The organism is Mesorhizobium sp. J428 (assembly GCF_024699925.1).
Taxonomy (GTDB): Bacteria; Pseudomonadota; Alphaproteobacteria; order Rhizobiales; family Rhizobiaceae; genus Mesorhizobium_A.
This window is the reverse complement of the sequence record NZ_JAJOMX010000001.1, coordinates 4199158-4221223: the sequence shown is the minus strand read 5'-3', so window position 1 is coordinate 4221223 and position 22066 is coordinate 4199158. Positions and strand designations below refer to the sequence as shown.

Here is a 22066-nt window from a genome sequence, read left to right as displayed (position 1 = left end):
GCGTGGTGTCGGAAAGCCATCACGCAGCCGGTTCCGACATCCGCTTCGCCGGTGGGAGCCTGACGATCCACCTCGACGCGCTCAAGGCGAACTATGCCGCGCTGGCGAAGATCTGCGAGCCAGCCCTGACTGCCGGCGTCGTCAAGGGCGACGCCTACGGCCTCGGCATTGACCGCGTGGTGCCGGCGCTGGCCGAGGCCGGCTGCGCGCGCTACTTCGTCGCCCTGCCGGAAGAAGGAGCCGCCGTGCGCGCCGTGGCGCCCGATGCGACCATCTACGTGCTCAACGGGCTGTTTTCGGAGGAATCCGGCAGCCTCTACATCGAGAATCGCCTCATACCGGTGTTGAACTCGCCGGCGGACCTGCGCCTCTGGGAAGTGATCTCGGGCGTCAGCGGCGAACGGCTACCCTGCGCGATCCATGTCGACACCGGCATGAACAGGCTCGGCCTGACCGTGCCGGAGGCGCTGTCCTTCGCCGAGGAGAACAGCCTGACGCGGGCGGTGGAACCCATCCTGGTGATGAGCCACCTCGCCTGCGCCGACCAGCCCGCACACCCGCTCAACCGGCGACAGCTCGAATCTTTCCAAGCGGTTGCGGCGGCTTTTCCAGGCATCGAATCAAGCCTGGCCAATTCGCCCGGCGTGCTTCTCGGCGCCGAGTATCACTTTTCCCTGACGCGGCCGGGCATCGCCGTCTATGGCGGCGCGCTGGTGTCGGGCTCTCCAAGTCCGATGCGCCCTGTCGTGACGGCGGAGGCGCGGATCGTTCAGGTGCGCTATGCGCAAGCGGGCGAAACGGTCGGTTACGGCGCGAGCCAGACGCTGGCTCGCGACACGACCATCGCGATCGCGGCGATCGGCTACGCCGACGGCTATCCGCGCTCTTCCTCGGCCGCGGGCATCCCGCTGCGCGATACCGGGCGGCCTGGTGGCCACGGCTTCATCCAGGGCCGGCGCGTGCCGATCCTCGGACGCGTGACGATGGACCTGACGATGTTCGACGTCACCGATCTCGGGCCGGACATGGTGGCGAAGGGCGACTTCATCGAACTGTTCGGGCCGAACCTGCCGATCGACGAGGCGGCCGAGGCGGCCGGCACCATCTCCTACGAGCTGCTGACGTCGCTGGGGCGGCGCTATCACCGGCGATACGTTTCGGGAAGCTGATGGCCCGCGCGCGGACCCAATTCATCTGCCAGAACTGCGGCGCCGTGCACCAGCGCTGGGCGGGCAAGTGCGATGCCTGCGGCGAGTGGAACACGCTGGTCGAGGAAGGCACGGCCGGCGGCATCGGCTCCGGCCCGCAGACGCTGAAGAGCGCGCGCAAGGGGCGCGCGGTGGCGCTGACCAGCCTGTCCGGCGACATCGAGGATGCGCCGCGCATCATTTCCGGTATCGGCGAGCTGGATCGCGTGACCGGCGGCGGCTTCGTGCGCGGTTCCGCGCTTCTGGTCGGTGGCGATCCGGGCATCGGGAAGTCGACACTGCTGACTCAGGCGGCCGCGGCGCTGGCGCGGCGCGGGCACCGTGTCGTCTACGTCTCCGGCGAAGAAGCGGTGGCGCAGATCAGGCTGCGCGCCCAGCGCCTCACCGTGGCCGATTCGACGGTGGAGCTCGCTGCGGAGACCAATGTCGAGGACATTCTCGCCACGCTTGCCGACGGCAAGCGGCCAGACATGGTGATCCTCGATTCGATCCAGACGCTGTGGACGGACCTTGCCGAATCGGCCCCGGGCACGGTGACGCAGGTGCGCGCCTCGGCGCAGGCGATGATCCGCTACGCCAAGTCGACGGGTGCTGCCATCGTGCTCGTCGGCCATGTCACCAAGGAAGGCCAGATCGCGGGCCCCCGCGTCGTCGAGCACATGGTCGACGCCGTGCTCTACTTCGAGGGCGAAGGCGGCCACCACTACCGCATCCTGCGCACAATCAAGAACCGCTTCGGCCCGACCGACGAGATCGGCGTGTTCGAGATGTCGGACAAAGGCCTGCGCGACGTGGCGAACCCGTCCGAATTGTTCCTCGGCGAGCGCAGCGGAAAGGCGCCCGGTGCCGCCGTTTTCGCCGGCATGGAAGGCACCAGGCCGGTTCTGGTGGAGATCCAGGCGCTGGTGGCCCCCTCGCCGCTCGGCACGCCGCGGCGCTCCCTGGTCGGCTGGGACAGCGCGCGGCTGTCGATGGTACTGGCAGTGCTCGAGGCGCATTGCGGCGTGCGCTTCGCCACGCACGACGTCTATCTCAACGTTGCGGGCGGCTACAGGATTTCGGAGCCGGCTGCCGATCTCGCGGTCGCCGCCGCGCTGGTTTCGTCCCTGACCGGCCTTGCCCTTCCGGCGGATTGCGTCTATTTCGGCGAAATCAGCCTATCGGGAGCCATCAGGCCAGTGGCGCACGCGGCGCAGCGTCTCAAAGAAGCGGAAAAGCTCGGATTCCGGCAGGCGGTGATGCCCGCTTCGTCGGGCGAGCTGCCGACTGCGCTGTCCATCCGTTCGACCCAGCCGGAGCACCTTGCCGATCTCGTTGCCCGGATTGCCGGATCGAAGCGCCGCAGCGACGACGACTGACACGGAACGGGAGACACGATGCCGATCACATTGCTGGACGGAATTCTCGTCGGCTTCACCCTCGTCTCGGCGATGCTGGCGATGGTGCGCGGGCTGTCGCGCGAGGTCCTGTCGATCGCCTCCTGGGTAGCGGCTGCGGCTGCGGCATTTTTCTTCTACCCCATGGTGCTGCCTTATGTGACACCCTATGTGGACCAGAAGCAGCTCGCACTCGCCGTCTCTGCGGCGATCGTGTTCTTCATCGCGCTGATCGTGGTGACCGTGATCACAATGAAGATCGCCGATTTCATCATCGACAGCCGTGTTGGCGCGCTCGATCGCACGCTCGGCTTCCTCTATGGCGCCGCGCGCGGCATCCTGGTGGTGGCCGTCGGCCTGTTGTTCTTCAACTGGCTCGTCGGGTACGAACCAGCCCTCATGGATCGCCAACGCCAAGTCGCGGCCGCTGCTGGAGACGATCGGGCAGCGGCTGCAGGCGCTTTTGCCGGACGATCCGGACAAATCGATCCTCGGCAAACTGCCGATCGGGTCGAACGACGCGCCCGCGGCAGACGAGAACGCACCGGCGGCCGATACGCCGGCGGAACCGGAGCCGGAAGGCGAAACGAGCAACTGACCACGGAACCGCGGCCTGCCGCGGTTCTTACCTTTAGGGAGCACGACATATGGCTGACGTGCATGACACGCCTTTTTCGTCGGACGGCGACGGCTTCCACGACGAGTGCGGGGTCTTCGGCATCTTCGGACGCCAGGACGCGGCCGCGATCGTCACGCTCGGCCTGCATGCGCTGCAGCACCGCGGCCAGGAGGCGGCGGGCATTGTCTCCTTCGACGGCAGCCAGTTCCATGTCGAGCGCCATGTCGGCCTGATCGGCGACACCTTCACCAAGCAGGCGGTGATCGACAGCCTCAAGGGCAGCCGCGCCATCGGCCATACGCGCTATGCCACCACCGGCGGTGCGGGCGTGCGCAACATCCAGCCCTTTTTCGCCGAGCTCGCCGACGGCGGCTTCGCGGTTGCGCACAACGGCAACCTGACCAATGCGATGACCGTGCAGCGCACGCTGCAGAAGCAGGGCGCGATCTTCTCGTCCACCTCGGACACCGAGACGATCCTGCATCTCGTGGCGATGAGCAAGGAGCGCGACCTCAATGCGCGCTTCATCGACGCGGTGCGCCAGATCGAGGGTGCGTTCTCGCTGGTCGCGCTGTCGTCGAAGAAGATGATCGGCTGCCGCGACCCGCTCGGCATCCGGCCGCTGGTGCTGGGCGACCTCGACGGCGCCTGGATCCTCGCCTCAGAGACCTGCGCGCTGGATATCATCGGCGCGCGGTTCGTCCGTGATCTGAAGCCCGGCGAGATGGTGGTCATCACTTCGAAGGGCATCGAGAGCCTGTTCCCGTTCGAGCCGCAGAAATCGCGGTTCTGCATCTTCGAGTATGTCTACTTCTCGCGGCCGGACTCGTCGGTCGAGGGCCGCAACGTCTATGACGTGCGCAAGCGCATCGGCATGGAACTGGCCAAGGAAAGCCCGGTCGATGCCGACATCATCGTGCCGGTGCCAGATTCCGGCACACCGGCGGCCATCGGCTTCTCGCAGGAAGCCAAACTGCCCTTCGAGCTCGGCATCATCCGCAACCACTATGTCGGCCGCACCTTCATCCAGCCGGGCGATTCGATCCGCCACATGGGCGTGAAGCTGAAGCACAATGCCAACCGCTCGATGATCGAGGGCAAGCGCGTGGTGCTCGTCGACGATTCGATCGTGCGCGGCACGACCTCGCAGAAGATCGTGCAGATGGTGCGCGACGCGGGCGCCAGGGAAGTGCACATGCGCATCGCCTCGCCGCCCACCCGCGCCTCCTGTTTCTACGGCGTCGACACGCCCGAGACCTCGAAGCTTCTCGCGTCGCGCATGTCGGTCAAGGAGATGGCCGACTTCATCCGCGTCGATTCGCTCGGCTTCCTGTCGATCGACGGGCTCTATCGCGCCGTCGGCGAGGCCGCGCGCGACAACGACCAGCCGCAGTTCTGCGACGCCTGCTTCACGACGCAATATCCGACCCGCCTGATGGACCATGAAGGCGCGGACAATGTCCGCACACTCTCGGTTCTAGCCACACGGGCCTGACGGAAGACGACATGACCGAAACACCCGACCTTTCCGGGCGCGTCGCGCTCGTCACCGGCGCGTCGCGCGGCATCGGCTATCATCTGGCGAAGCAGATGGCCGCCGCCGGAGCGCATGTGATTGCCGTTGCGCGCACCGTCGGCGGGCTGGAGGAGCTGGACGACGAGATCAAGGCGGCCGGCGGGTCCGCGACCCTGGTGCCGCTCGACCTGACCGACATGGCCGGCATCGACCGTCTCGGCGGCTCGATCCACCAGCGCTGGGGCAAGCTCGACATTCTGGTGGCGAACGCCGGCGTGCTCGGCGTGATCGCGCCGATCGGCCATGTCGAGGCAAAGGTGTTCGACAAGGTGATGGCGGTCAACGTCACCGGCACATGGCGGCTGATCCGCTCGGTCGACCCGCTGCTGCGGCTTTCGGATGCAGGCCGGGCGATCGTGATCTCGTCGGGCGCGGCGCATTCCGCCCGCGCCTTCTGGGCGCCCTACGCAGCCTCCAAGGCCGCCGTCGAAGCGCTGGCCCGCTCCTGGGCCGACGAGACGAAGAACATGGCGCTCAGGGTCAACATCGTCGATCCGGGCGCGACCCGCACTGCGATGCGGGCGCAGGCGATGCCGGGAGAGAACCCGGACACTCTGCCCGTCCCGGCCGACGTCGCCGCGAGCATCCTGGGCCTGGCAGCCTCGTCGCTGACCGACACCGGCCGCATCTGGAACGTCCGCAAGGGCGGCTGGACGGATTACCGGCAGCCGGAATAGGCTTTACTCCGCCCGGCTTGCGCCGCTTTTGAAGCGCAGCCTACGGCGGTATCATCAAGATTCGGAGACCCGACATGTCTGCCGCAGCCGTCTATATCTGGTATCTGGTCGTCGCCGGCCCGGGCGGCGGCATGGCGGTGATGCCGAGCGCGTTCGAGACGCGGGACGAATGCGTCGCGGCGATCGAGGAATACAAGAAGACGCCCGTGGAGACGGGCTGGTCGCTGCAGTGCATCCCGACCGCGTCCTCCTTCATGGAAGGCGAAAACTATGGCGACGATGCGCCTGCGGCGCCGGCCGAGGAATAAGACCTAGTCCGCCGCGCGCCGCGCCGTCTCGCGCGGCAGCTCGCCGAAGGCGCGCCGGTAGTCGCCTGAGAAGCGGCCGAGATGGGCAAAGCCCCATTTCATCGCCGTCTCGGTGATATTGGCCCGGCCGCCGCTCGCCAGCAGTTCGAAGCGCACGCGTTTCAGCCGCTCCCTTTGCAGAGCCTGCATCGGCGACACGCCATAGGCCGATTTGTAGGCGATCTGAAGCGTGCGCGCATTGACGCCCGCCGCATCCGCGATGTCGAGCAGCGAGATCGGCAGTCCGGCATGCTCGCGGATATATTCGTCGGCGCGGCGCAGGTGCCTGGGCGACGGCCCCTTCGCCCCGCCGTCCATGAACAGCGACATGTTGTTCGGCTGTTCGCGCAGGAAGATCTCCATCAGCCGCTGCTCGTTGAAGGCCATCTGGATTTCCGCGCCGTGCGGCGCGTTGGCCAGCGCTTCCGCCGAATAGAACAGGCCGTTCGCAAAGCCTCGCCACGACTGCATCTGGGGCCGGGAGAAATCGACCAGCGGGTCGAAGATCACCGGGCCCGGCAGTTCGCGGTCGAGCACGCGCTCGGCGAAATCGAGGAACGGCGCCTTGCGGATCTGGATCAGGATCTGCGCGCAGCCCTGCCACCAGCGCATGCGCGTGGCGAGGTCGGCGTTGAGGATCGACGCCGTCGAGCGGTCGGTCAGGAACTCCTTGTGGCCGTTGCGGATCGTCGCCGAGCCGGCGACCGGCATCTGGATCAGATAGAAATCGGTGAGTTCGCCTGGATCGATCAGCACGTCAGCGCCGTAGCTGATGTAGTTCAGCGAGATCATGTCGCCGGGCAAATGATGATGTGCCGCGCGGAAGAACCGCTTGTCGCCGATGATGTCGAGGCGATGGCGGCAGAACTTCTGCGCAACCCGTTCCCTGGCGCAGTCGAGATCATCCGACTGGAACAGGACGTGGCTAGACAACGGAACCGCAGGCGGAGAACCGGCTTCAGCGTGCATGCCGTTACGTTAGCATCGCTTTGCCGGTTTCCAAACGGATTTCGCGGCCTTCGGCCGCAGCGGCAAATCGGATTCGTTTTCCGGATAGTCGGTGCGCATCGCGGATAGAGGCGGCCCGGCGGCCGTGGCATTGTCGCCGCGGAACATGGAAGGCGTCGCCAGAACGCCTCGTGTCAAACACAATGGGATCCGTACATGACCAAGCAACTCGACAAAGGCATCACCGCGAACGGCTCCGGCTTTGCCGGGACGACGTGGAACATCCTTGGCCAGGTCTATTTCCCGAAGGCCGTCTGCGACAGCACTTTCGCCTTCGAGACCAACAGCGACCCCGGCCAGTTCGTGCCGGTGCACATCCATCCGACGCAGGACGAATTCATCCTCGTGCAGGAAGGCGAGCTCGACCTGAAGCTCGACGGACAGTGGGTGAAGGCGAAGGCCGGCGACCTGGTGCGCATGCCCCGCGGCATTCCGCACGGCTATTTCAACAAGTCCGACAAGCCGACGCGCGCGCTGTTCTGGGTCTCGCCCGCCGGCATGCTGGAGGACCTGTTCAAGAAGCTCGACAATATGACGGACACGGACGAGGTGGTGAAAGTCTCGGCCGCGCATGAGGTCGACTTCCTGCCGCCCGAGGCCAACACCTGAGCTAACCCCCACCGACTGCGGCCGCGCGACGGCCCCGGGAGCGCAGCAATCGGCTGCGCCCGGCGGAGCCATGCCTGCCGCCTAAGGAGCAACCAACATGGTCGAGAAGAAGACGGTCTGCGTCATCGGCGCGGGCGTGAGCGGGCTTGCCGCTGCGAAGGCGTTTCGGGAACGCGGTCATAATGTGACGGTCATCGAGCGCAGCCATGATCTCGGCGGCGTCTGGGAGCCCTCGCGTTCCTATCCCGACGTGCAGACGCAGAGCCCGAAAGAGCTCTACCGCTATACGTCGAAGCCGATGCCGGAGGCCTATCCCGAATGGCCGAAAGGCCCGCAGGTGCATGCCTATCTCGCGGACTACGCCAGGGAGAACGGCATCACCCGCCTGATCCGGTTCGACACCTCCGTCACCGGTATGGCGCGCCGCGAAGACGGCAAGCCGGGCTGGGCCCTGACGCTTGCGCCGAAGGGGCAGCCGGAGACGGCGGAAAGCTACGATTTCGTCGCGGTGTGCACCGGCCAGTTCAGCGACAAGAACATGCTCTCCCATCCGGGCCAGGACGGCTTTACCGCCGCCGGGGGGCAGGTGATGCACTCGTCCGACTACACCGACCCGTCGATAGTGAGGGGCAAGCGCGTCGTCGTGCTGGGCTTCTCGAAGTCGGCGACCGACATTGCCGTCAACGCGGTGAAGTCGGGCGCGTCGCAGGTGACGATCGTCTATCGCGAAGCCGTGTGGCGCATCCCCTACTTCATCGGCGGCCTGATCAACTTCAAGCGCATCCTCTACATCCGCGCGCAGGAGAAGATGTTCCCCGGCTGGGGCCAGACCGCGATGGCGCGGATCAACCATGCGATCGCCCGGCCCGTCGTCTGGGCGAACTGGCGGGCGCTGGAAAGCCTGCTGTCGATGCAGCTCAAGCTGAAGAAGACCGGCCTGAAGCCCAAGACTCCGATCGAGACCGGCATCAACTGTTCGGTGCCGATCGTCACCCCCGGCCTCTACGACATGGTGGCGGACGGGCGGATTAAGGCGATTCAGGGCACGTTCGATCACTACGAGGGCAAGACCGTCGCTCTCTCGGGCGGCGAGCGGGTCGGTGTCGACATCGCTGTGCTCGCGGTCGGCTGGAAGCTCGGCGTGCCGTTCCTGCCCGAGGAGTATCGCAGGAAGCTGGTGGAGCCGGATGGGCAATACCGCCTCTATCGCATCATCGCCAATCCGGACCTGCCCGACATGGGATTCGTCGGCTTCAATTCGTCGTTCTGCACCGTGCTCTGCGCAGAACTCGCCGCCAACTGGCTGGTCCGCTACGCCGACGGGCAGCTGGCCAAGCAGCCGACGCCTGCCGAGATGAACGACAATATCGAGATGATGCTGAACTGGAAGCGCAAGGAACGGCCGGCGGCCGGCGTCTATGGCGGGCTCTGCGTCGCGCCCTACCATTTCAAGCATTTCGACGAGATCCTGGACGACATCGGCGCGAAGGAGCGCAAGCTCAATCCGCTGGCCGAGAACCTGTCGCCGCCCAATGCCGACGCCTATGCGCGCTACCTGAAGTCGGCGCCGCAATATATGGCGGCGTGAACGGAGGGCGGCGCGAAGCCGCCCTTCCCTCTCCTAGACGGCCGCGGAGACGATGATTTCGACGCGGTGACCAGAGGTCGCGAGCGGGGCGCCGCCTGTTGCGCGCGCCGGTGCGTTGGCCTTGTCGACCCAGGCGTCCCATACGCCGTTCATCTCGGCGAAGTCGCGCATGTCGTCGAGCCAGATCTGTGCGGTCAAAAGCTTCGACTTGTCCGTGCCCGCGAGCGCCAGAAGCCGGTCGATGCTCGCCAGAACCTCGGCCGTCTGCTCGGCCACGCTCTTGCCGGGGGTGCCGACCTGGCCTGCGAGATAGACCGTGTTTCCATGGACAACGGCCTGGCTCATGCGCGGCCCGGCTTCGATACGGCGGATGGTCATTTCAATCTCCATGCTTCCTGCGGTGCGCTTATCGGACAAGCCGAAAATGACCGCAAGGGGAAGTTCAATTTACAGGCCAGACCATCAGCAGCAAAGGCACTGCGACCAGGACGACAAGCACGGAAAGCGGCAGGCCGAGCCGCGGATAATCGGAGAATTTGTAGCCACCCGGCCCCATGACCAGCGTGTTGCACTGGTGGCCGATCGGGGTGAGGAAATCGCATCCCGCGCCAATGGCCACCGCCATGAGAAACGCATCGGGCCGGTAGCCGAGGCCGCTGGCGAAGCCCGCGGCGATCGGTGCCATGACCAGCACCGTCGCGGCATTGTTGAGGAACGGCGTCACCGCCATCGCAGCGACCAGGATGAGGCCTAGCGCACCCCAAGCCGGAAGAGTCTGCGCAATGTCGGCCAGTCCGGCCGCTGCGAGGTCTGTGACCCCGGTGGAACGAAGGGTATCCGACACCGGGATCAGCGCAGCCAACATGACCAGGATCGGGCCGTCGATCGCGCTGTAGACGTCGCGCACCGGGATGGTCCTGAACAGCACCATCGCAACGGCTGCGCCGAAGAAGGCGACGGGCACCGGCACGATCGAAAGCGCGGTCGCGCTCATGGCGGCGAGCAGGATGAGAAGCGGCACCAGCCCCCGCCTTACGCTGCCGAGCTTGATCGGGCGTTCGGCCAGCGGAAGGCAGCCGAGTTCGCGCAAGATCTCAGGAAGGCGTTCGCGGTCGCCCTGCAGAACGATGACATCGCCGACGCGGAGCGTCGTTTCGCCGACCCTCTCGGTGATGCGTTCGCCCATGCGGCTCAAGGCCAGCAGGTTGACACCAAAGCGGTCGTGAAGTTCCAGCCGCTGTGCGGACAGGCCGACGAGAAACGAACTTTCGGTGATCACGGCCTCGACCGCGCCGATCTCAGCCATGCCTCTGTTACGCATTTCGCGTCGGTCGCCGCTGAGCTTGAGCCTGCCTCTCGTCGTGAGCCGGTCGAGCGCCTCCGGGTCGCCCTCCAGCAGCAGGATGTCGCCATCCTTGAGGATCGCGTCCGGAAGCGGAGTGGTGCGTTGACCACGGCTGCGGATGATCGACGTCACCATCGCATTGCCCCCGGAGAGCTTGACGAGGTCGGCGACCGTCTTGCCCAGGACCGCGGAATCGGCGGCCACGCGGGCCTCGGAGATGTAGTTCTTGATGTCGATCGCATCGTGCAAAGCCGCGGTCGCGCGCGTGCGGGACGGCAGCAGCCAGTAAAACAGGGCCAGAAACGCCAGCCCGACCAGCGACAGCGCGGCGCCGACCGGCGTGAAGTCGAACATTCCGAACCCCTCGCCGCTGATCTCGGCACGCATGCGCGAGACGATGATGTTGGGAGATGTGCCCACGAGCGTCATCAGTCCGCCGAGGAGCGAACCGAACGCCATCGGCATCAGGAAGACGGAGGGCGAGACCGACGAACGTTTTGCGAACTGGAAGGCGATCGGCATCATGATCGCCAGCGCGCCGATATTCTTCACGAATGCGGAGAGCAGCGTCACCACGGCAACCAGCAAGATCAATTGGCTGCGCACACCGGCAAGATCAGGCGCGAATCGCTGGATGACCGCTTCCATGATTCCCGAGCGCGCGACAGCCGCGCTGACCAGCAGGGCGGAGCCGACGATGATGACGATATCGTCGCTGAAGCCGGAAAAGGCAGCTTCGTAGGGAACGATACCCACCGCGACCGCGGCGAGCAACGCGCAGGCTGCCACGAGATCGTAGCGAAACCTGCCCCAGACGAAGGCACCCATCATCAATGTGACGACGGCGAGCGCGATGATCTGGTCGGTGGTCAATGCAGATGTCCCTAGGATCGCCGAAAACGTCTTGCGCGAGACACAGTTGCACTGTGTCAGCTCTGGACCATCTGCGGCAGCTCGGTTGGCGTAGCGTATCCGACACGCTTCCGCTACGGCTGAATGATCAACGTTTTTTGCAATGCAGCAAGGGGACCACAGACATTTTGGCGGGAGATAGCGTCGTCGGCAAGTAGACGCAGCCGGCTCCCCCCGGATAGGCGGATTGACGCCCGGCCCCATCGCGTTACCCTATCCCCTCACGTGCGGCATCGGCTCGCCGCGGCCAGCTTGGTGCTCGGAGAACGGCATGATCCTGACCGGAATGATCGTCGCCGCACTGATTGTTGTCTACGTCCTCACGGCGCTCTGGCAGGGATACCGCCTCGGCGTGACCTTCCAGCAGGCCGTGCTCTACCTGCCGCTGAAGCTCGCCTTCCGCATATCGGACGGTCGGATTCGAATCGCCCGCCAGGCCGATGCGCCGGTGATCTATGCCATCAGCCACCAGTCGCGGCTCGATCCGGCACTGATGCTGGCACTGCTGCCCGATGACACGCTGCATATCCTGGACGAGGAATCTGCCGCCTCAACATGGCTGGAGCCGTTCCGCACGCTCGCCCGCACCATCCCGTTCAACGCCTCGCACGTCTTCGTCAGCCGGCGTCTGGTGCGGCATCTGAGGGGCAAGGGGCGGCTGGCGGTCTATTTCCCGCAGACGGTCGAGCCCGACCTCAAGTCGTTCCGGCTGTTCCGCGCCGTGGCGCGAATCGCCGTGACGGCGGGGGCGGACATCGTCGCGATCCATATCGGCGGAAGCCGGCACCTGCCGATGTCGCTCGCGCCGGAAGCGGAGGCGCCGCGCCGCTGGCTGCCAAAGCTTACCATCGCCGCCCTCGAGCCGATCTCGCTCGACAGTTCCATCGTCCGGCCCGGCCGCGCGCCGACCACCTCGTCCAACGCATTGTTCGACCGGGTTGCGGAGGCGCGTGTCGCGGCAAGCGTGCCGCGCAGCCTGTTCGCGGCGGTTTCGGGCGCGGCGAGGCTCTACGGTCCCGAGCGCATCATCGTCGAAGACGGCCTTTCCGGACCGCTCAGCTATCGCGACATGCTGATCGCGGCGCGGGTTCTCGGCGCCCGATTCGCCGCGGTCAGCAGCGGCGGCGAGGCGGTCGGACTGATGCTGCCGAACTCGGTGGGCCTCGTCACCTCCTTCGTCGGCCTGCAGTCGGCCGGCTGCGTTGCGACGATGATCAACTACACGGCAGGGCCTGCGAACGTGACCGCGGCGATCCGTGCCGGCGCGGTCCGCATCGTGGTGTCCTCGCGCGCCTTCGTCGACAAGGCGCAGCTCGCCGACATCGTCGCCGCGATCGAGGAGGCCGGGGCTCGTTTCCTCTGGCTGGAGGACGTGCGGCCTTCGGTCACCGCATTCGAGAAGGCGTCGGCAGCCCTGCTGTGGCGCTGGCCGGTCACGCCGGTGAAGTCTTCCGCGCCCGGTGTCATCCTGTTCACCTCCGGCTCCGACAGCCGCCCGAAGGGCGTGGTGCTCACGCACGAGAACCTGCTTTCCAACACGGCGCAGATCGAGGCGCGCATCGTCTTTACGCCCGCCGACACGCTGCTGAACGTGCTGCCGGCCTTCCATTCCTACGGGCTGACCGGCGGGACGATCCTGCCGCTCGTCTACGGCGTGCGGCTCTACCTCTATCCGTCGCCGCTGCATTTCAAGCAGATCCCGGAGACGGCGGCGAAGGTGAGGCCGACCATCACCTTTGCGACGGATACGTTCCTCTCGGCCTATGCGAGGACCGCGGACGACGGCGACTTCGCCAGCCTGCGGCTGGTGGTTGCGGGCGCGGAGCCGCTGCAGGCCGAGACGCGCCGGATCTGGCGCGAACGGTTCGGAGCCGACATCGTCGAGGGCTACGGCCTGACCGAGGCCTCGCCGGTGGTGGCGCTGAACACGCGGACCCACTCGCGGCAGGGCAGCGTCGGGCGCCTGCTGCCCGGCATACGCAGCCGGATCGAGCCGGTGGACGGCATCGAGGACGGCGGCCGGCTGTGGATCTCAGGGCCGAACGTGATGCGCGGCTATATCTCGACGCGCGGAGCGGAGAACGTCACCCCTCCCCCGGACGGCTGGCACGACACCGGCGACGTCGTCGCCTTCGACCGCGAGGGCTATCTCTCGATCCGCGGTCGCGCCCGCCGCTTCGCCAAGATCGCCGGCGAGATGGTGTCCCTTGGGGCCGTGGAACTTCTGGTGCAGCAGCTGTGGCCGGAGGAACGGCATGCGGCCGTCGCCGTGCCCGACCGCAAGCGCGGCGAGAAGGTCGTGCTATTGACGACCAATACCGCGGCCGAGAAATCGGAATTGCGCGCCTTCGGCAAGGCTTCGGGTGTCGCCGAACTCATCGTGCCGGACACGATCATCACGGTCGATGCGATCCCGCTGCTCGGCTCAGGCAAGGTCGACTACGTCACCGCGCGCCGGATCGCGATGGAGAGCCTCGGGATCGAGAAGACCGCCTAGGCTTCCTCAGCCGGCGCCTTGCCGGACTTGGCGATGTCCGCCGCGCGCCTCTCCTTCTGGAGCCGCCGCGCATAGAGCTTCACGCTGAACGGCAGGAACAACAGATAGGCGACGGCCGTCGCCGCCATCGTCTCCCAGGTGAAGCTCGACAGCATCAGCACGTAGAACACCGCGACGAGAATCAGCGGGAAGACGACATCGCCGCGGACCCTGGAGCCGGAGCTCTTGCCGGAGAAGACAGGCAGGGTGGAGACGAGCAGCACCGCCACGATCACGGTGTAGGCACAGGACAGATAGGCGACGAAGAGATTGGCCTCGAAACCGAGGAAGCCGAGATAGACCGGCAGCATGACCAGCACCGCGCCGGCCGGGGCAGGAACGCCGGTGAAATAGTCCGCCATCCAGGCGGGGCGGTCGGGATCGGCGATCTGGACGTTGAAACGAGCGAGCCGGAGCCCACAGGCGATGGCGAAGAGAAGGGCTGCTGTCCAGCCGATCGGCCCGGCGCGGTCGAGAAGGTAGGCGTAAAGGACGAGCGCGGGGGCGGCGCCGAAATTGACGATGTCGGCCAGCGAATCCATCTGCTCGCCGAACTTGGACGTCGCCTTCAGCATCCGCGCGACGCGCCCGTCGATGCCATCGAGGAAGGCGGCGAACAGCACCATGATAACAGCGATCTCGAAGCGGCCCTCGAAGGCGAGCCTGATGCCGGAGAGGCCGGCGCAGATCGCCAGGACCGTGATCAGGTTGGGCAGCATCATCCTGAGCGGAATGTCGCGGATCTTCGCGCCATGACGGGTCGGCGCGCCATGCGGATCGAACGGAGGAAACGGTGTCTCCATCATGCGACTACGACACCCGCACCAGCGGGAAGCCCGCTTCGCCGCTGAAATCGGCGATCACGGTCTCGCCGGCGACCGAGGTCTGGCCGACAGCGACGCGCGGCCTGACGCCGGTGGGAAGATAGACGTCGACGCGCGAGCCGAAGCGGATCAGGCCGAAGCGTTCGCCGACCGTGATCGGCGAGCCCTCGTCGGCCCAGCAGACGATGCGGCGGGCGACAAGGCCGGCGATCTGCACCACGCCGACCGTTCCGTGCGGCGCGTCGATGACGAGGCCGTTGCGCTCGTTCTCCTCGCTCGCCTTGTCGAGCTCGGCGTTGAGAAACCTGCCGGGCCGGTGCTCGATGCGGGTGATGCGGCCGCGCACCGGCGAGCGGTTCACATGGCAGGAGAAGACGTTCATGAAGACCGAGATGCGCAGCATCTCGTCGCCGCCGAGCCCCAGTTCGCGCGGCGGGATCGCCGGGCCGACCGCGGACACGATGCCGTCGGCGGGGCTGACGACCAGCGAATCGTCGACCGGCGTGACGCGCTGCGGATCGCGGAAGAAATAGGCGCACCAGCCGGTGAGGATCAGCCCGATCCAGAACAGCGGCTGCCAGACCAGGCCGAGCACGAGCGTCGCGATGCCGAAGCCTGCGATGAAGGGGTAGCCTTCCCGGTGCACGGGCACCATGGCGCTCTTGATGCTGTCGACAAGGCTCATCGCGATAGCCCGCTCCCGGTTGGACAGGGCGACTGATTAGACCAATCCCATCCCTGTCGCAACGCACGGCGCGCGCGGCGGTTGCCTGAAGGCGGCTCGTCAGCTCTGCGCGACCTCGGCCGTGCGGCGACGGACGATCACGCCGTCGTCGTCGGTCTCGCGCGCCCGGCGCAGGCGTTCCTCGGCCTCCGTCGCCTCGCGCTGGCGGTCCCACATCGTCGCGTAGAGGCCGCCTTTGGCGAGCAGGTCGCGATGCGTGCCGCGCTCGGCGATGCGGCCGTCGCGCAGCACGATGATTTCATCGGCGGAGATGACGGTAGAGAGCCGGTGGGCGATGACGAGCGTGGTGCGGCCGCGGCTCACGAGGTCGAGCGCGTCCTGGATCTCCTGCTCGGTCTGCGTGTCGAGCGCCGAGGTGGCCTCGTCCAGCATCAGGATCGGCGGCGCCTTGAGGATGGTGCGGGCGATCGCCACGCGCTGCTTCTCGCCGCCCGAGAGCTTGAGGCCGCGCTCGCCTACCATCGAGCGGTAGCCGTCCGGCAGCGTCTCGATGAATTTCGAGATCTGCGCCAGTTCGGCCGCCCGCTTCACCTCCTCCTCGGGGGCGCTCATGCGGCCGTAGCGGATGTTGTAAAGGATGGTGTCGTTGAACAGCACCGTGTCCTGCGGAACCATGCCGATCTGCGCCCGCAGGCTCTCCTGCGTGACGTCGCGGATGTCCTGACCGTCGATCGTGACACGGCCCTGCTGGATGTCGTAGAAGCGGAAGAGCAGCCGCGAGATTGTCGACTTGCCCGCGCCGGACGGGCCGACGATGGCCACCGTCTTGCCGGCCGGAACCTCGAAGGAGACGCCCTTGAGGATCGGCCGGTTTGAGTCGTAGGAGAAATGCACGTCCTCGAAGCGGATGGCGCCGGCTTGGACCGCGAGCGGCTTCGCGTCCGGCCGGTCGGTCACTTCCTCCTTCACGTCGAGCAGGTCGAACATCTGTTCGATGTCGGTGAGTCCCTGGCGGATCTCGCGGTAGATGAAGCCGATGAAGTTGAGCGGCACAGAGAGCTGCATCAGCATGGCGTTGATGAAGACGAAGTCGCCGATGGTCTGGGTGCCGGCCTGCACCTCGAGCGCGGAAAGCACCATGCAGGCCGTCATGCCGATGCCGAAGATGACGCCCTGGCCGAAGTTCAGCCAGCCGAGCGAGGTCCAGGTCTTGGTCGCCGCGTCCTCGTAACGCGCCATCGAGCGGTCGAAGCGCGCGGCCTCCATCTGCTCGTTGTTGAAATACTTCACCGTCTCGAAGTTCAGCAGCGAATCGATCGCCTTGGTGTTGGCGTCCGTGTCGCTGTCGTTCATCTCGCGGCGGATGGCGATGCGCCAGTCGGACGCCCAGACGGTGAACCAGGTGTAGGCCACCACCGTGACGGCAACGATGACGACATAGATGACGCCGTACGCGACCGCGAAGATGACGGCGGTCATGGCGAATTCGAGGATCGTCGGCAGCGTGTTGAGGATCGTGAAGCGCACGATCGTCTCGATGCCCTTGGTGCCGCGCTCGATGACGCGGGACAGGCCGCCGGTTCGGCGCTCGAGATGGAAGCGCAGGGACAGGCGGTGGAGGTGGACGAAGGTCTTGTAGGCGAGCTGCCGGACGGCATGCTGGCCTACCCGGGCGAACAGCGCGTCGCGCAGCTGGTTGAAGCCCCACTGGGCGATGCGCACCACGTTGTAGGCGATGACGAGCATTACCGGCGCGAGCAGGAAGGCCGGCAGGTCCGGCATCGGCCCGCCGTCCCTGGCAAGCGCGTCGGTCGACCATTTGAAGAAATAGGGCACGAGGATCAGGACGATCTTCGCGACGACCAGGAACAGCGTCGCCCACAGCACGCGCAACTTGAGGTCCATGCGTCCCTCCGGCCACATATAGGGCCAGAGATTGAGCAGTGTTTTCCAGAGCGAGCCGGAATCGGCGGAGACGGTCTTGGTGGCCACGGTGCGTTTCCTGGTCTTCTTGTTGTCTTCAGTCGCAGCAGTTGGTCGCGCTGCAGTCATCAAGGTAGCCCGACAGCGCCCGTGACAGGCGCGCCACTTCCTCGACGTTCACGGTGTATCGGGAGCGCTGGCGCTCCGGGGAGAAGCGGACGAGGCCGGCGTCGACCAGAACCTTAAGGTGCTGGGAGACGGTCGACTGCGCCAGATCGAGCTGCTCGACCACTTCCTTGCAGCAGCAGGCGCCACGACCGGAGAGGTGGCGCAGGATGCGCAGGCGCGCCGGATGCGCCAAGGCCGCCAGCCGGCGCGCCATCTCGTCGAGAGAGCACGGCAAGGCAGCCGCTTTGGACGATTGGAGTTCGATCAGATTCATCGTTCATCGGCGATAGACGATGAACGATCTCAACGCAACTGCCCAAACGCACGATTCCCCGATTTCAGCGAACGGCGCTGGACTTGCCGATGTCCTCGGGACTGGCCTTCTGGTTGGCGACCGCCTCCATGTCGGCGGTCTCGCCCTCGTCCGTCTTGACCGGCACGGCAAAGACCTGGCCCGGCCAGATACGGTCCGGATCGGCGATCTGGTTCTGATTGGCGAGGTAGATCGTGGAGTAGCGCACGCCACGGCCGTAGACCCGGCGCGAAATGCGCCACAGCGTGTCGCCGCGGCGGATGATGACGGCGCCGTCGACCGACTGCAACGGCTCGGCGGTCACCGAAGGCGGCTGCGCAGAGGCCTGCTGCTCTGGCTTCGCGGCCGGCTCGGCGGTGGGCTTTGCTTCGGCCGCAGGCGCTGACGGAGCGTCCGTCGCAGCGGCGGGCGATGCCGGCTGAGACGCTTCGGCAGCCGGCTTGGGCTCCGGCGCGACCGCGGCGACCGATTCACCGGCTTCGCGGCGGAACGGGACCTGGGCGCGCATCAGCACCTTCTGGCCATCGTCCGCCAGGAGGTCGGCGCGAACAATGTAGTCGCCGACCGGCAGGTCGCGCAGCGTCTCAATCAGGAACTCGCCCGATTCCGACGAGCGGGTTTCGCCCAGCATCAGCTCGTTGGCATAGGCGCGCACCGGCTTCTTCGGCGTCGCGACGCCGGCGACGAACACCTTGTTGCCTTCGATCTCGATCGCCTTGACCTCGACATGCAGGTCGTTCGGCGCGGGTTGCGTCGGCTCGGGCTTGGCCACCGCGACTTCGGCAGGCGCGGGCTTGGCCTCGGCAGGCGGCGCGGCCGGTGCCGGCACGGCGCTCTGGTTCGCCTGAGGTGCCGCGGGCTGGTCAGGCTTGGCCGGTGCGGGAGCGGCCGGCTCGGCGGGCTTCGCCACCATCGGCTCGGGAACGGTGATCAGCTTGCTCGGCTGGCCGGGCTGCTCCACCAAAGCGAGCACCTGGCCATCCGGCTTCTGCGGGATCGACACGATCGCGGTCTCCGTCGACATGGCGGTGCCATTGGCGTCGTCGGTGGCGCGCAGCACGAGCTGGTAGCTGCCGGGAGCCAGCGGATTGTCGACCACGACAGCGAAATCGCCTTCCGGACCGGCGGCGGCCTGGCCGATCACCTTGGAGCCGGCAAGAATCTCGACCTTCGATCCGCCCGGCGCCTTGCCGGCGATGACGATCGAGCCGTCCGGCTCGACGCGCAGGATGTCGAAGCTCGGCGGAACGATGCCGGCCTTCGCCGGCTCGGGGTTGCCCGGCACGGTGGCGGCGGGCTTGTCCTGCGCCTGCGGCCTGGCCTCGGTAGGTGTCGTGACCGACGCTGGCTGCCCGGGCTTGCCGTCGGTCGCGGTCGGGGGCGGCAGCGCGGCAAGCTGCGCCGGCGGCGCAGCGATGAAGCGGTCGAATGCACCGCCCAGATAGGCGCCTCCGCCGACCACGACGACGGACCCCAACACGCCCAGCAATGCCTTCAACGGTGTCGACAGCATCTTCCCGCGATTTCCTTAGCCAATTGCGCCGGGTCTAGACTGTTTTCGCACCTGCGACAAGGAAAACGCGGCATTTCCCGGTCGTCCGAAGGCAGCCAGCGACAACGCCGAGCCTTGACCTTGGCGGCCTGTCGTGGCGGCTATCGTCATCATGAGCACGATTCGATCCATCTGCGTCTATTGCGGTTCCTCGCCCGGCCGGGGCGAGACCTATCTCGAAGCCGGCCGCACGCTCGGCCGCTCCATCGCATCGCACGGTCTGCGCCTCGTCTATGGCGGCGGGACCAAGGGCATCATGGGCGCGGTAGCCTCCGGCACGCGCGAAGCCGGCGGCAAGGTCATGGGCATCATCCCGCGCTTCCTGATGAACAAGGAAGCCACCGAGAGCGCGCTGGAACGGCTCGACGAACTCGTCATCACCGAGGACATGCACCAGCGCAAACACAGGATGTTCGAGGAATCCGACGCATTCGTGGCGTTGCCGGGCGGCATCGGCACGGTGGAGGAGATCGTCGAGATCATGACCTGGGCGCAACTCGGCCGGCACCGCAAGCCGATCGTCTACGGCAATATCGGCGGCTTCTGGAACCCGATGCTGACGCTGATCGACCACATGCGCGCCGAAGGCTTCGTCCACACCGGGCATCTGGTCCAGCCGCTGGTCGTGGACACGGCCGACGGGATCGTGCCGGCGATCCTGGACGCCGCAGAGCCGGGCCGCGCGGCGGGCGACGAGGCTGTCATCGAACGGTTGTAAATCTGTGATTGAGCTGCGGAATGCCCGATTCCGCAGCCGCGCAAGGTCGCGCCCCGTTCAGCCCGAACGATGAGGACGGCCTCGTCTTCGCCTTCGATTTCGATGCCGAGGGGGCGTTGTCGAGCGGGGGCGGACCGACCGAGTGGAGCTGGCGCAGCTATTCGCTGACCGATGCGCGCGCCCGGCGCGCGATCGAATGCGACCCGCGCTTACCTGACGCCGCCCGCGCCACGCTCCTGGCGGGCCAGGCGAGCTGCCACATCGACTTCGAGGACGGCTGGCTGCACGGCGAGCTGCCGGACCTGCGCCACGAGCACTACAGCGCCGGGCGCGAGGTCGGACGGCTGCGCTTCGCGGTCTCAGAGACGGCGCTGGTGAGCGGACGTCGGCAGCCGCTGCGCTCCGTCGAGGCAGCGCGGACGGCCGTCGAGCGCGGCAAGCGGTTCCGCTCGCCCTATGAGCTTGTCGAGGCGGTGGTGTCGCAGACATTGTCACACCTCGACGCCGAGATCCGCAAGCTCGCCGAGGCGCTGGACACGATCGAGGACCGCATCGTCACCGATAGCTGGCACGGCGAGCGCGAGGCGCTCACCGCCACACGGCGCGACGCGGTGCTGCTGCACCGGCAGGTCGCCACGGTGACGACGCTGTTCCGCGACCTCAACCATGCGCATGAGGCCGACCTGCCCTCGCCGGCGGCGGCGATGTCGGCGCGGCTGGCGGCCAGGGCCACCGCGCTGCACCACGATTGCGAACAGATCCAGGCCCGCGCCCGCCTGCTGCAGGACGAGTTGCTGGCGAAGCTGACCGCGCAGTCGAACCGGCTGCTCTACCTGCTGTCGGTGCTGACCGCCGTGCTGATGCCGATGACGATCATCTCCGGCCTGTTCGGCATGAACGTCGAAGGCATTCCGCTTGCAGGCGGGTCGGCCGGGTTCTGGCTGGTGACTGCGATCGCGGTGGCGGTCGCCGGCGCGGTGTTCATGGGCGTGCGCCGCCTGGGCGGGCCCGGCTGAGGGTCAGCGAGCCGCCCCGCGCCTGCTCAGGAACGACCAGGTATACATCGCCAGCGCGATCCAGATCAGCGCGAAGGCAAAGAGCTTCACCTGGCTGAAAGGCTCGTGGAAGACGAACACCGCCATGAGGAAGATGAGCGTGGGGGCGATGTGCTGCATGATGCCGATGGTGGACAGCGTGAGCAGCTTCGCGCCCGTGGCATAAATGATCAGCGGAACCGCGGTGACGACGCCGCAGCCGACGAAGAGAACGGCCTCGTAGCCGCCCGGCTCGAAGAAGTGCCCCCGCCCCGTCGCCTGGAACCACGCCGCGACGGCAAGCGCCGGGACGAGCAGGATCAGCACTTCGAGAAGGAAGCCCTGCGCCGGGCCGACCGGCAGCGTGCGCTTGAAGAAGGCGTAGGCCGCCCAGGTGCCGGCCAGCGCCAGCGAAACCCAGGGCAGGCCTCCAGCGTCCCAGGTGAGCACCGCGACGGCTGCGACGGCGAAGCCGATCGCCACCATCTGCGCCCTGCTCATGCGCTCGCCGAGCAAAAGCGCGCCGACGAGCACCGTCAGGAGCGGATTGATGTAGTAGCCGAGCGCGGTCTCGAGCACGCGGTCGACCGAGATCGCCCAGACATAGATGCCCCAGTTGCACGAGATGAAGGCGGCGGCCACCGCGGCCTGCATCATGGTGCGCGGCGAGCGCAGCGCGCGGCTGATGTCGGAGGTGCGGCCGAGCCAGACAAGGAGCAGGAGCGCTATAGGCACCGACCAAATGACGCGGTGCGCCAGCACCTCTAGGGTCGGCAGATGCGCCACGAGCTTCATGAAGAGCGGCAGAAAGCCCCACAGAAGATAGGCCGTCAGCGCGAAGAAGAAGCCTTTCAGCGTGTCGCCGGACGGGGCCGGCTCAGCGGGCGGCGCGCCTGCGCCTGTGTCGGTCACCGTGGTCATGGCATGGGCTTATGCACATTTGCGAAGCATCACGCCATTTCAAAGCGCTGATGGATCAGGTGAAAGCCGTTGATGGATCAAGCCGATCGCCCCTTGCCGGCGGGCAAGGGGCGATATGGGAGCATGC

At 66.7% G+C, this 22066-nt stretch carries 19 protein-coding genes and 1 pseudogene; 11 read left to right on the top strand and 9 right to left on the bottom strand.

Annotation, left to right across the window (positions count from 1 at the left end; all coding sequences use genetic code 11):
- The first annotated feature begins 2 nt into the window (after nt 1-2).
- The 6 genes and pseudogenes from alr (at nt 3) to LRS09_RS21155 (ending at nt 5764) form a co-directional block, all read left to right on the top strand.
- Complete coding sequence (gene alr / locus LRS09_RS21180) at nt 3-1169, top strand: alanine racemase (RefSeq protein ID WP_257808882.1); 1167 nt, start codon at nt 3-5, stop codon at nt 1167-1169.
- Entirely contained in the window at nt 1169-2566 is a 1398-nt protein-coding gene (gene radA, locus LRS09_RS21175; protein ID WP_257808880.1) for a DNA repair protein RadA, read from the top strand. Before alr ends, radA begins: the two co-directional genes overlap by 1 nt.
- An 18-nt stretch (nt 2567-2584) precedes the next feature.
- Nucleotides 2585-3182, top strand: a pseudogene (locus tag LRS09_RS21170) (CvpA family protein).
- A gap of 49 nt (nt 3183-3231) precedes the next feature.
- On the top strand, nt 3232-4698 hold the full coding sequence (purF, locus tag LRS09_RS21165; RefSeq protein WP_257808879.1) for an amidophosphoribosyltransferase: 1467 nt from the start codon (nt 3232-3234) through the stop codon (nt 4696-4698).
- An 11-nt stretch (nt 4699-4709) separates the two neighbouring features.
- Entirely contained in the window at nt 4710-5456 is a 747-nt protein-coding gene (locus LRS09_RS21160) for an SDR family NAD(P)-dependent oxidoreductase (RefSeq protein WP_257808878.1), read from the top strand.
- Nucleotides 5457-5530: 74 nt separating this feature from the next.
- Nucleotides 5531-5764: a hypothetical protein gene (locus tag LRS09_RS21155; protein ID WP_257808877.1), complete on the top strand. Its 234-nt coding sequence runs from the start codon at nt 5531-5533 to the stop codon at nt 5762-5764.
- A gap of 3 nt (nt 5765-5767) precedes the next feature.
- Here LRS09_RS21155 and LRS09_RS21150 read toward each other — a convergent pair whose 3' ends face one another.
- Nucleotides 5768-6736 carry an AraC family transcriptional regulator gene (locus LRS09_RS21150; protein ID WP_257808876.1) on the bottom strand — a complete coding sequence of 323 codons (969 nt, stop codon included), beginning with the start codon at nt 6734-6736 and terminating at the stop codon, nt 5768-5770.
- 231 nt (nt 6737-6967) lie between these two features.
- On the opposite strand from LRS09_RS21150, the gene LRS09_RS21145 reads away from it, so the two are divergent.
- Both LRS09_RS21145 and LRS09_RS21140 read left to right on the top strand, forming a co-directional pair.
- On the top strand, nt 6968-7420 hold the full coding sequence (locus LRS09_RS21145) for a cupin domain-containing protein (protein ID WP_257808875.1): 453 nt from the start codon (nt 6968-6970) through the stop codon (nt 7418-7420).
- Nucleotides 7421-7517: 97 nt separating this feature from the next.
- Complete coding sequence (locus LRS09_RS21140; protein WP_257808874.1) at nt 7518-9008, top strand: NAD(P)/FAD-dependent oxidoreductase; 1491 nt, start codon at nt 7518-7520, stop codon at nt 9006-9008.
- Between the two features lie 33 nt (nt 9009-9041).
- On the opposite strand, the gene LRS09_RS21135 is transcribed toward LRS09_RS21140, so the two are convergent.
- Both LRS09_RS21135 and LRS09_RS21130 read right to left on the bottom strand, forming a co-directional pair.
- A complete protein-coding gene (locus LRS09_RS21135; protein WP_257808873.1) occupies nt 9042-9386 on the bottom strand; it encodes a RidA family protein in 345 nt (114 codons plus the stop codon).
- Nucleotides 9387-9450: 64 nt separating this feature from the next.
- Nucleotides 9451-11226, bottom strand: a complete 1776-nt coding sequence (locus tag LRS09_RS21130; RefSeq protein WP_257808872.1) for an SLC13 family permease — start codon at nt 11224-11226, stop codon at nt 9451-9453.
- A 310-nt stretch (nt 11227-11536) separates the two neighbouring features.
- On the opposite strand from LRS09_RS21130, the gene LRS09_RS21125 reads away from it, so the two are divergent.
- Nucleotides 11537-13762 carry an AMP-binding protein gene (locus LRS09_RS21125; protein ID WP_257808871.1) on the top strand — a complete coding sequence of 742 codons (2226 nt, stop codon included), beginning with the start codon at nt 11537-11539 and terminating at the stop codon, nt 13760-13762.
- On the opposite strand, the gene LRS09_RS21120 is transcribed toward LRS09_RS21125, so the two are convergent.
- From LRS09_RS21120 to LRS09_RS21100, 5 genes are all read right to left on the bottom strand, one after another.
- A complete protein-coding gene (locus LRS09_RS21120; protein WP_257810280.1) occupies nt 13759-14604 on the bottom strand; it encodes a phosphatidylcholine/phosphatidylserine synthase in 846 nt (281 codons plus the stop codon). The genes LRS09_RS21125 and LRS09_RS21120 overlap by 4 nt on opposite strands.
- Nucleotides 14605-14611: 7 nt before the next feature.
- Nucleotides 14612-15310 carry a phosphatidylserine decarboxylase gene (locus tag LRS09_RS21115; protein WP_257808870.1) on the bottom strand — a complete coding sequence of 233 codons (699 nt, stop codon included), beginning with the start codon at nt 15308-15310 and terminating at the stop codon, nt 14612-14614.
- 99 nt (nt 15311-15409) lie between these two features.
- Nucleotides 15410-17302, bottom strand: a complete 1893-nt coding sequence (locus LRS09_RS21110) for an ABC transporter ATP-binding protein/permease (RefSeq protein WP_257808869.1) — start codon at nt 17300-17302, stop codon at nt 15410-15412.
- Nucleotides 17303-17330: 28 nt separating this feature from the next.
- A complete protein-coding gene (locus LRS09_RS21105; protein ID WP_374684928.1) occupies nt 17331-17615 on the bottom strand; it encodes an ArsR/SmtB family transcription factor in 285 nt (94 codons plus the stop codon).
- A gap of 124 nt (nt 17616-17739) precedes the next feature.
- Nucleotides 17740-19227 carry a LysM peptidoglycan-binding domain-containing protein gene (locus tag LRS09_RS21100; protein WP_257808866.1) on the bottom strand — a complete coding sequence of 496 codons (1488 nt, stop codon included), beginning with the start codon at nt 19225-19227 and terminating at the stop codon, nt 17740-17742.
- Nucleotides 19228-19378: 151 nt separating this feature from the next.
- On the opposite strand from LRS09_RS21100, the gene LRS09_RS21095 reads away from it, so the two are divergent.
- Both LRS09_RS21095 and LRS09_RS21090 read left to right on the top strand, forming a co-directional pair.
- The gene (locus LRS09_RS21095) at nt 19379-19984 is read left to right on the top strand and encodes a TIGR00730 family Rossman fold protein (protein ID WP_257808864.1); all 606 of its coding nucleotides are present in this window, start codon (nt 19379-19381) and stop codon (nt 19982-19984) included.
- Between the two features lie 20 nt (nt 19985-20004).
- Complete coding sequence (locus LRS09_RS21090; RefSeq protein WP_257808863.1) at nt 20005-21000, top strand: CorA family divalent cation transporter; 996 nt, start codon at nt 20005-20007, stop codon at nt 20998-21000.
- A 3-nt stretch (nt 21001-21003) separates the two neighbouring features.
- Here LRS09_RS21090 and rarD read toward each other — a convergent pair whose 3' ends face one another.
- A complete protein-coding gene (gene rarD, locus LRS09_RS21085; protein ID WP_257808862.1) occupies nt 21004-21939 on the bottom strand; it encodes an EamA family transporter RarD in 936 nt (311 codons plus the stop codon).
- Nucleotides 21940-22066 lie beyond the last annotated feature (127 nt).

Excerpts from the sequence above, each read along its gene's own strand:
- LRS09_RS21090 (WP_257808863.1), top strand. The coding sequence starts at position 20,005 with ATGCCCGATTCCGCAGCCGCGCAAGGTCGCGCCCCGTTCAGCCCGAAC.
- LRS09_RS21100 (WP_257808866.1), bottom strand. The coding sequence starts at position 19,227 with ATGCTGTCGACACCGTTGAAGGCATTGCTGGGCGTGTTGGGGTCCGTC.
- LRS09_RS21145 (WP_257808875.1), top strand. The coding sequence starts at position 6,968 with ATGACCAAGCAACTCGACAAAGGCATCACCGCGAACGGCTCCGGCTTT.
- LRS09_RS21115 (WP_257808870.1), bottom strand. The coding sequence starts at position 15,310 with ATGAGCCTTGTCGACAGCATCAAGAGCGCCATGGTGCCCGTGCACCGG.
- LRS09_RS21140 (WP_257808874.1), top strand. The coding sequence starts at position 7,518 with ATGGTCGAGAAGAAGACGGTCTGCGTCATCGGCGCGGGCGTGAGCGGG.
- LRS09_RS21160 (WP_257808878.1), top strand. The coding sequence starts at position 4,710 with ATGACCGAAACACCCGACCTTTCCGGGCGCGTCGCGCTCGTCACCGGC.
- LRS09_RS21120 (WP_257810280.1), bottom strand. The coding sequence starts at position 14,604 with ATGGAGACACCGTTTCCTCCGTTCGATCCGCATGGCGCGCCGACCCGT.
- LRS09_RS21155 (WP_257808877.1), top strand. The coding sequence starts at position 5,531 with ATGTCTGCCGCAGCCGTCTATATCTGGTATCTGGTCGTCGCCGGCCCG.
- LRS09_RS21095 (WP_257808864.1), top strand. The coding sequence starts at position 19,379 with ATGAGCACGATTCGATCCATCTGCGTCTATTGCGGTTCCTCGCCCGGC.
- LRS09_RS21125 (WP_257808871.1), top strand. The coding sequence starts at position 11,537 with ATGATCCTGACCGGAATGATCGTCGCCGCACTGATTGTTGTCTACGTC.
- radA (WP_257808880.1), top strand. The coding sequence starts at position 1,169 with ATGGCCCGCGCGCGGACCCAATTCATCTGCCAGAACTGCGGCGCCGTG.
- purF (WP_257808879.1), top strand. The coding sequence starts at position 3,232 with ATGGCTGACGTGCATGACACGCCTTTTTCGTCGGACGGCGACGGCTTC.
- LRS09_RS21135 (WP_257808873.1), bottom strand. The coding sequence starts at position 9,386 with ATGACCATCCGCCGTATCGAAGCCGGGCCGCGCATGAGCCAGGCCGTT.
- LRS09_RS21105 (WP_374684928.1), bottom strand. The coding sequence starts at position 17,615 with ATGGCGCGCCGGCTGGCGGCCTTGGCGCATCCGGCGCGCCTGCGCATC.
- rarD (WP_257808862.1), bottom strand. The coding sequence starts at position 21,939 with ATGACCACGGTGACCGACACAGGCGCAGGCGCGCCGCCCGCTGAGCCG.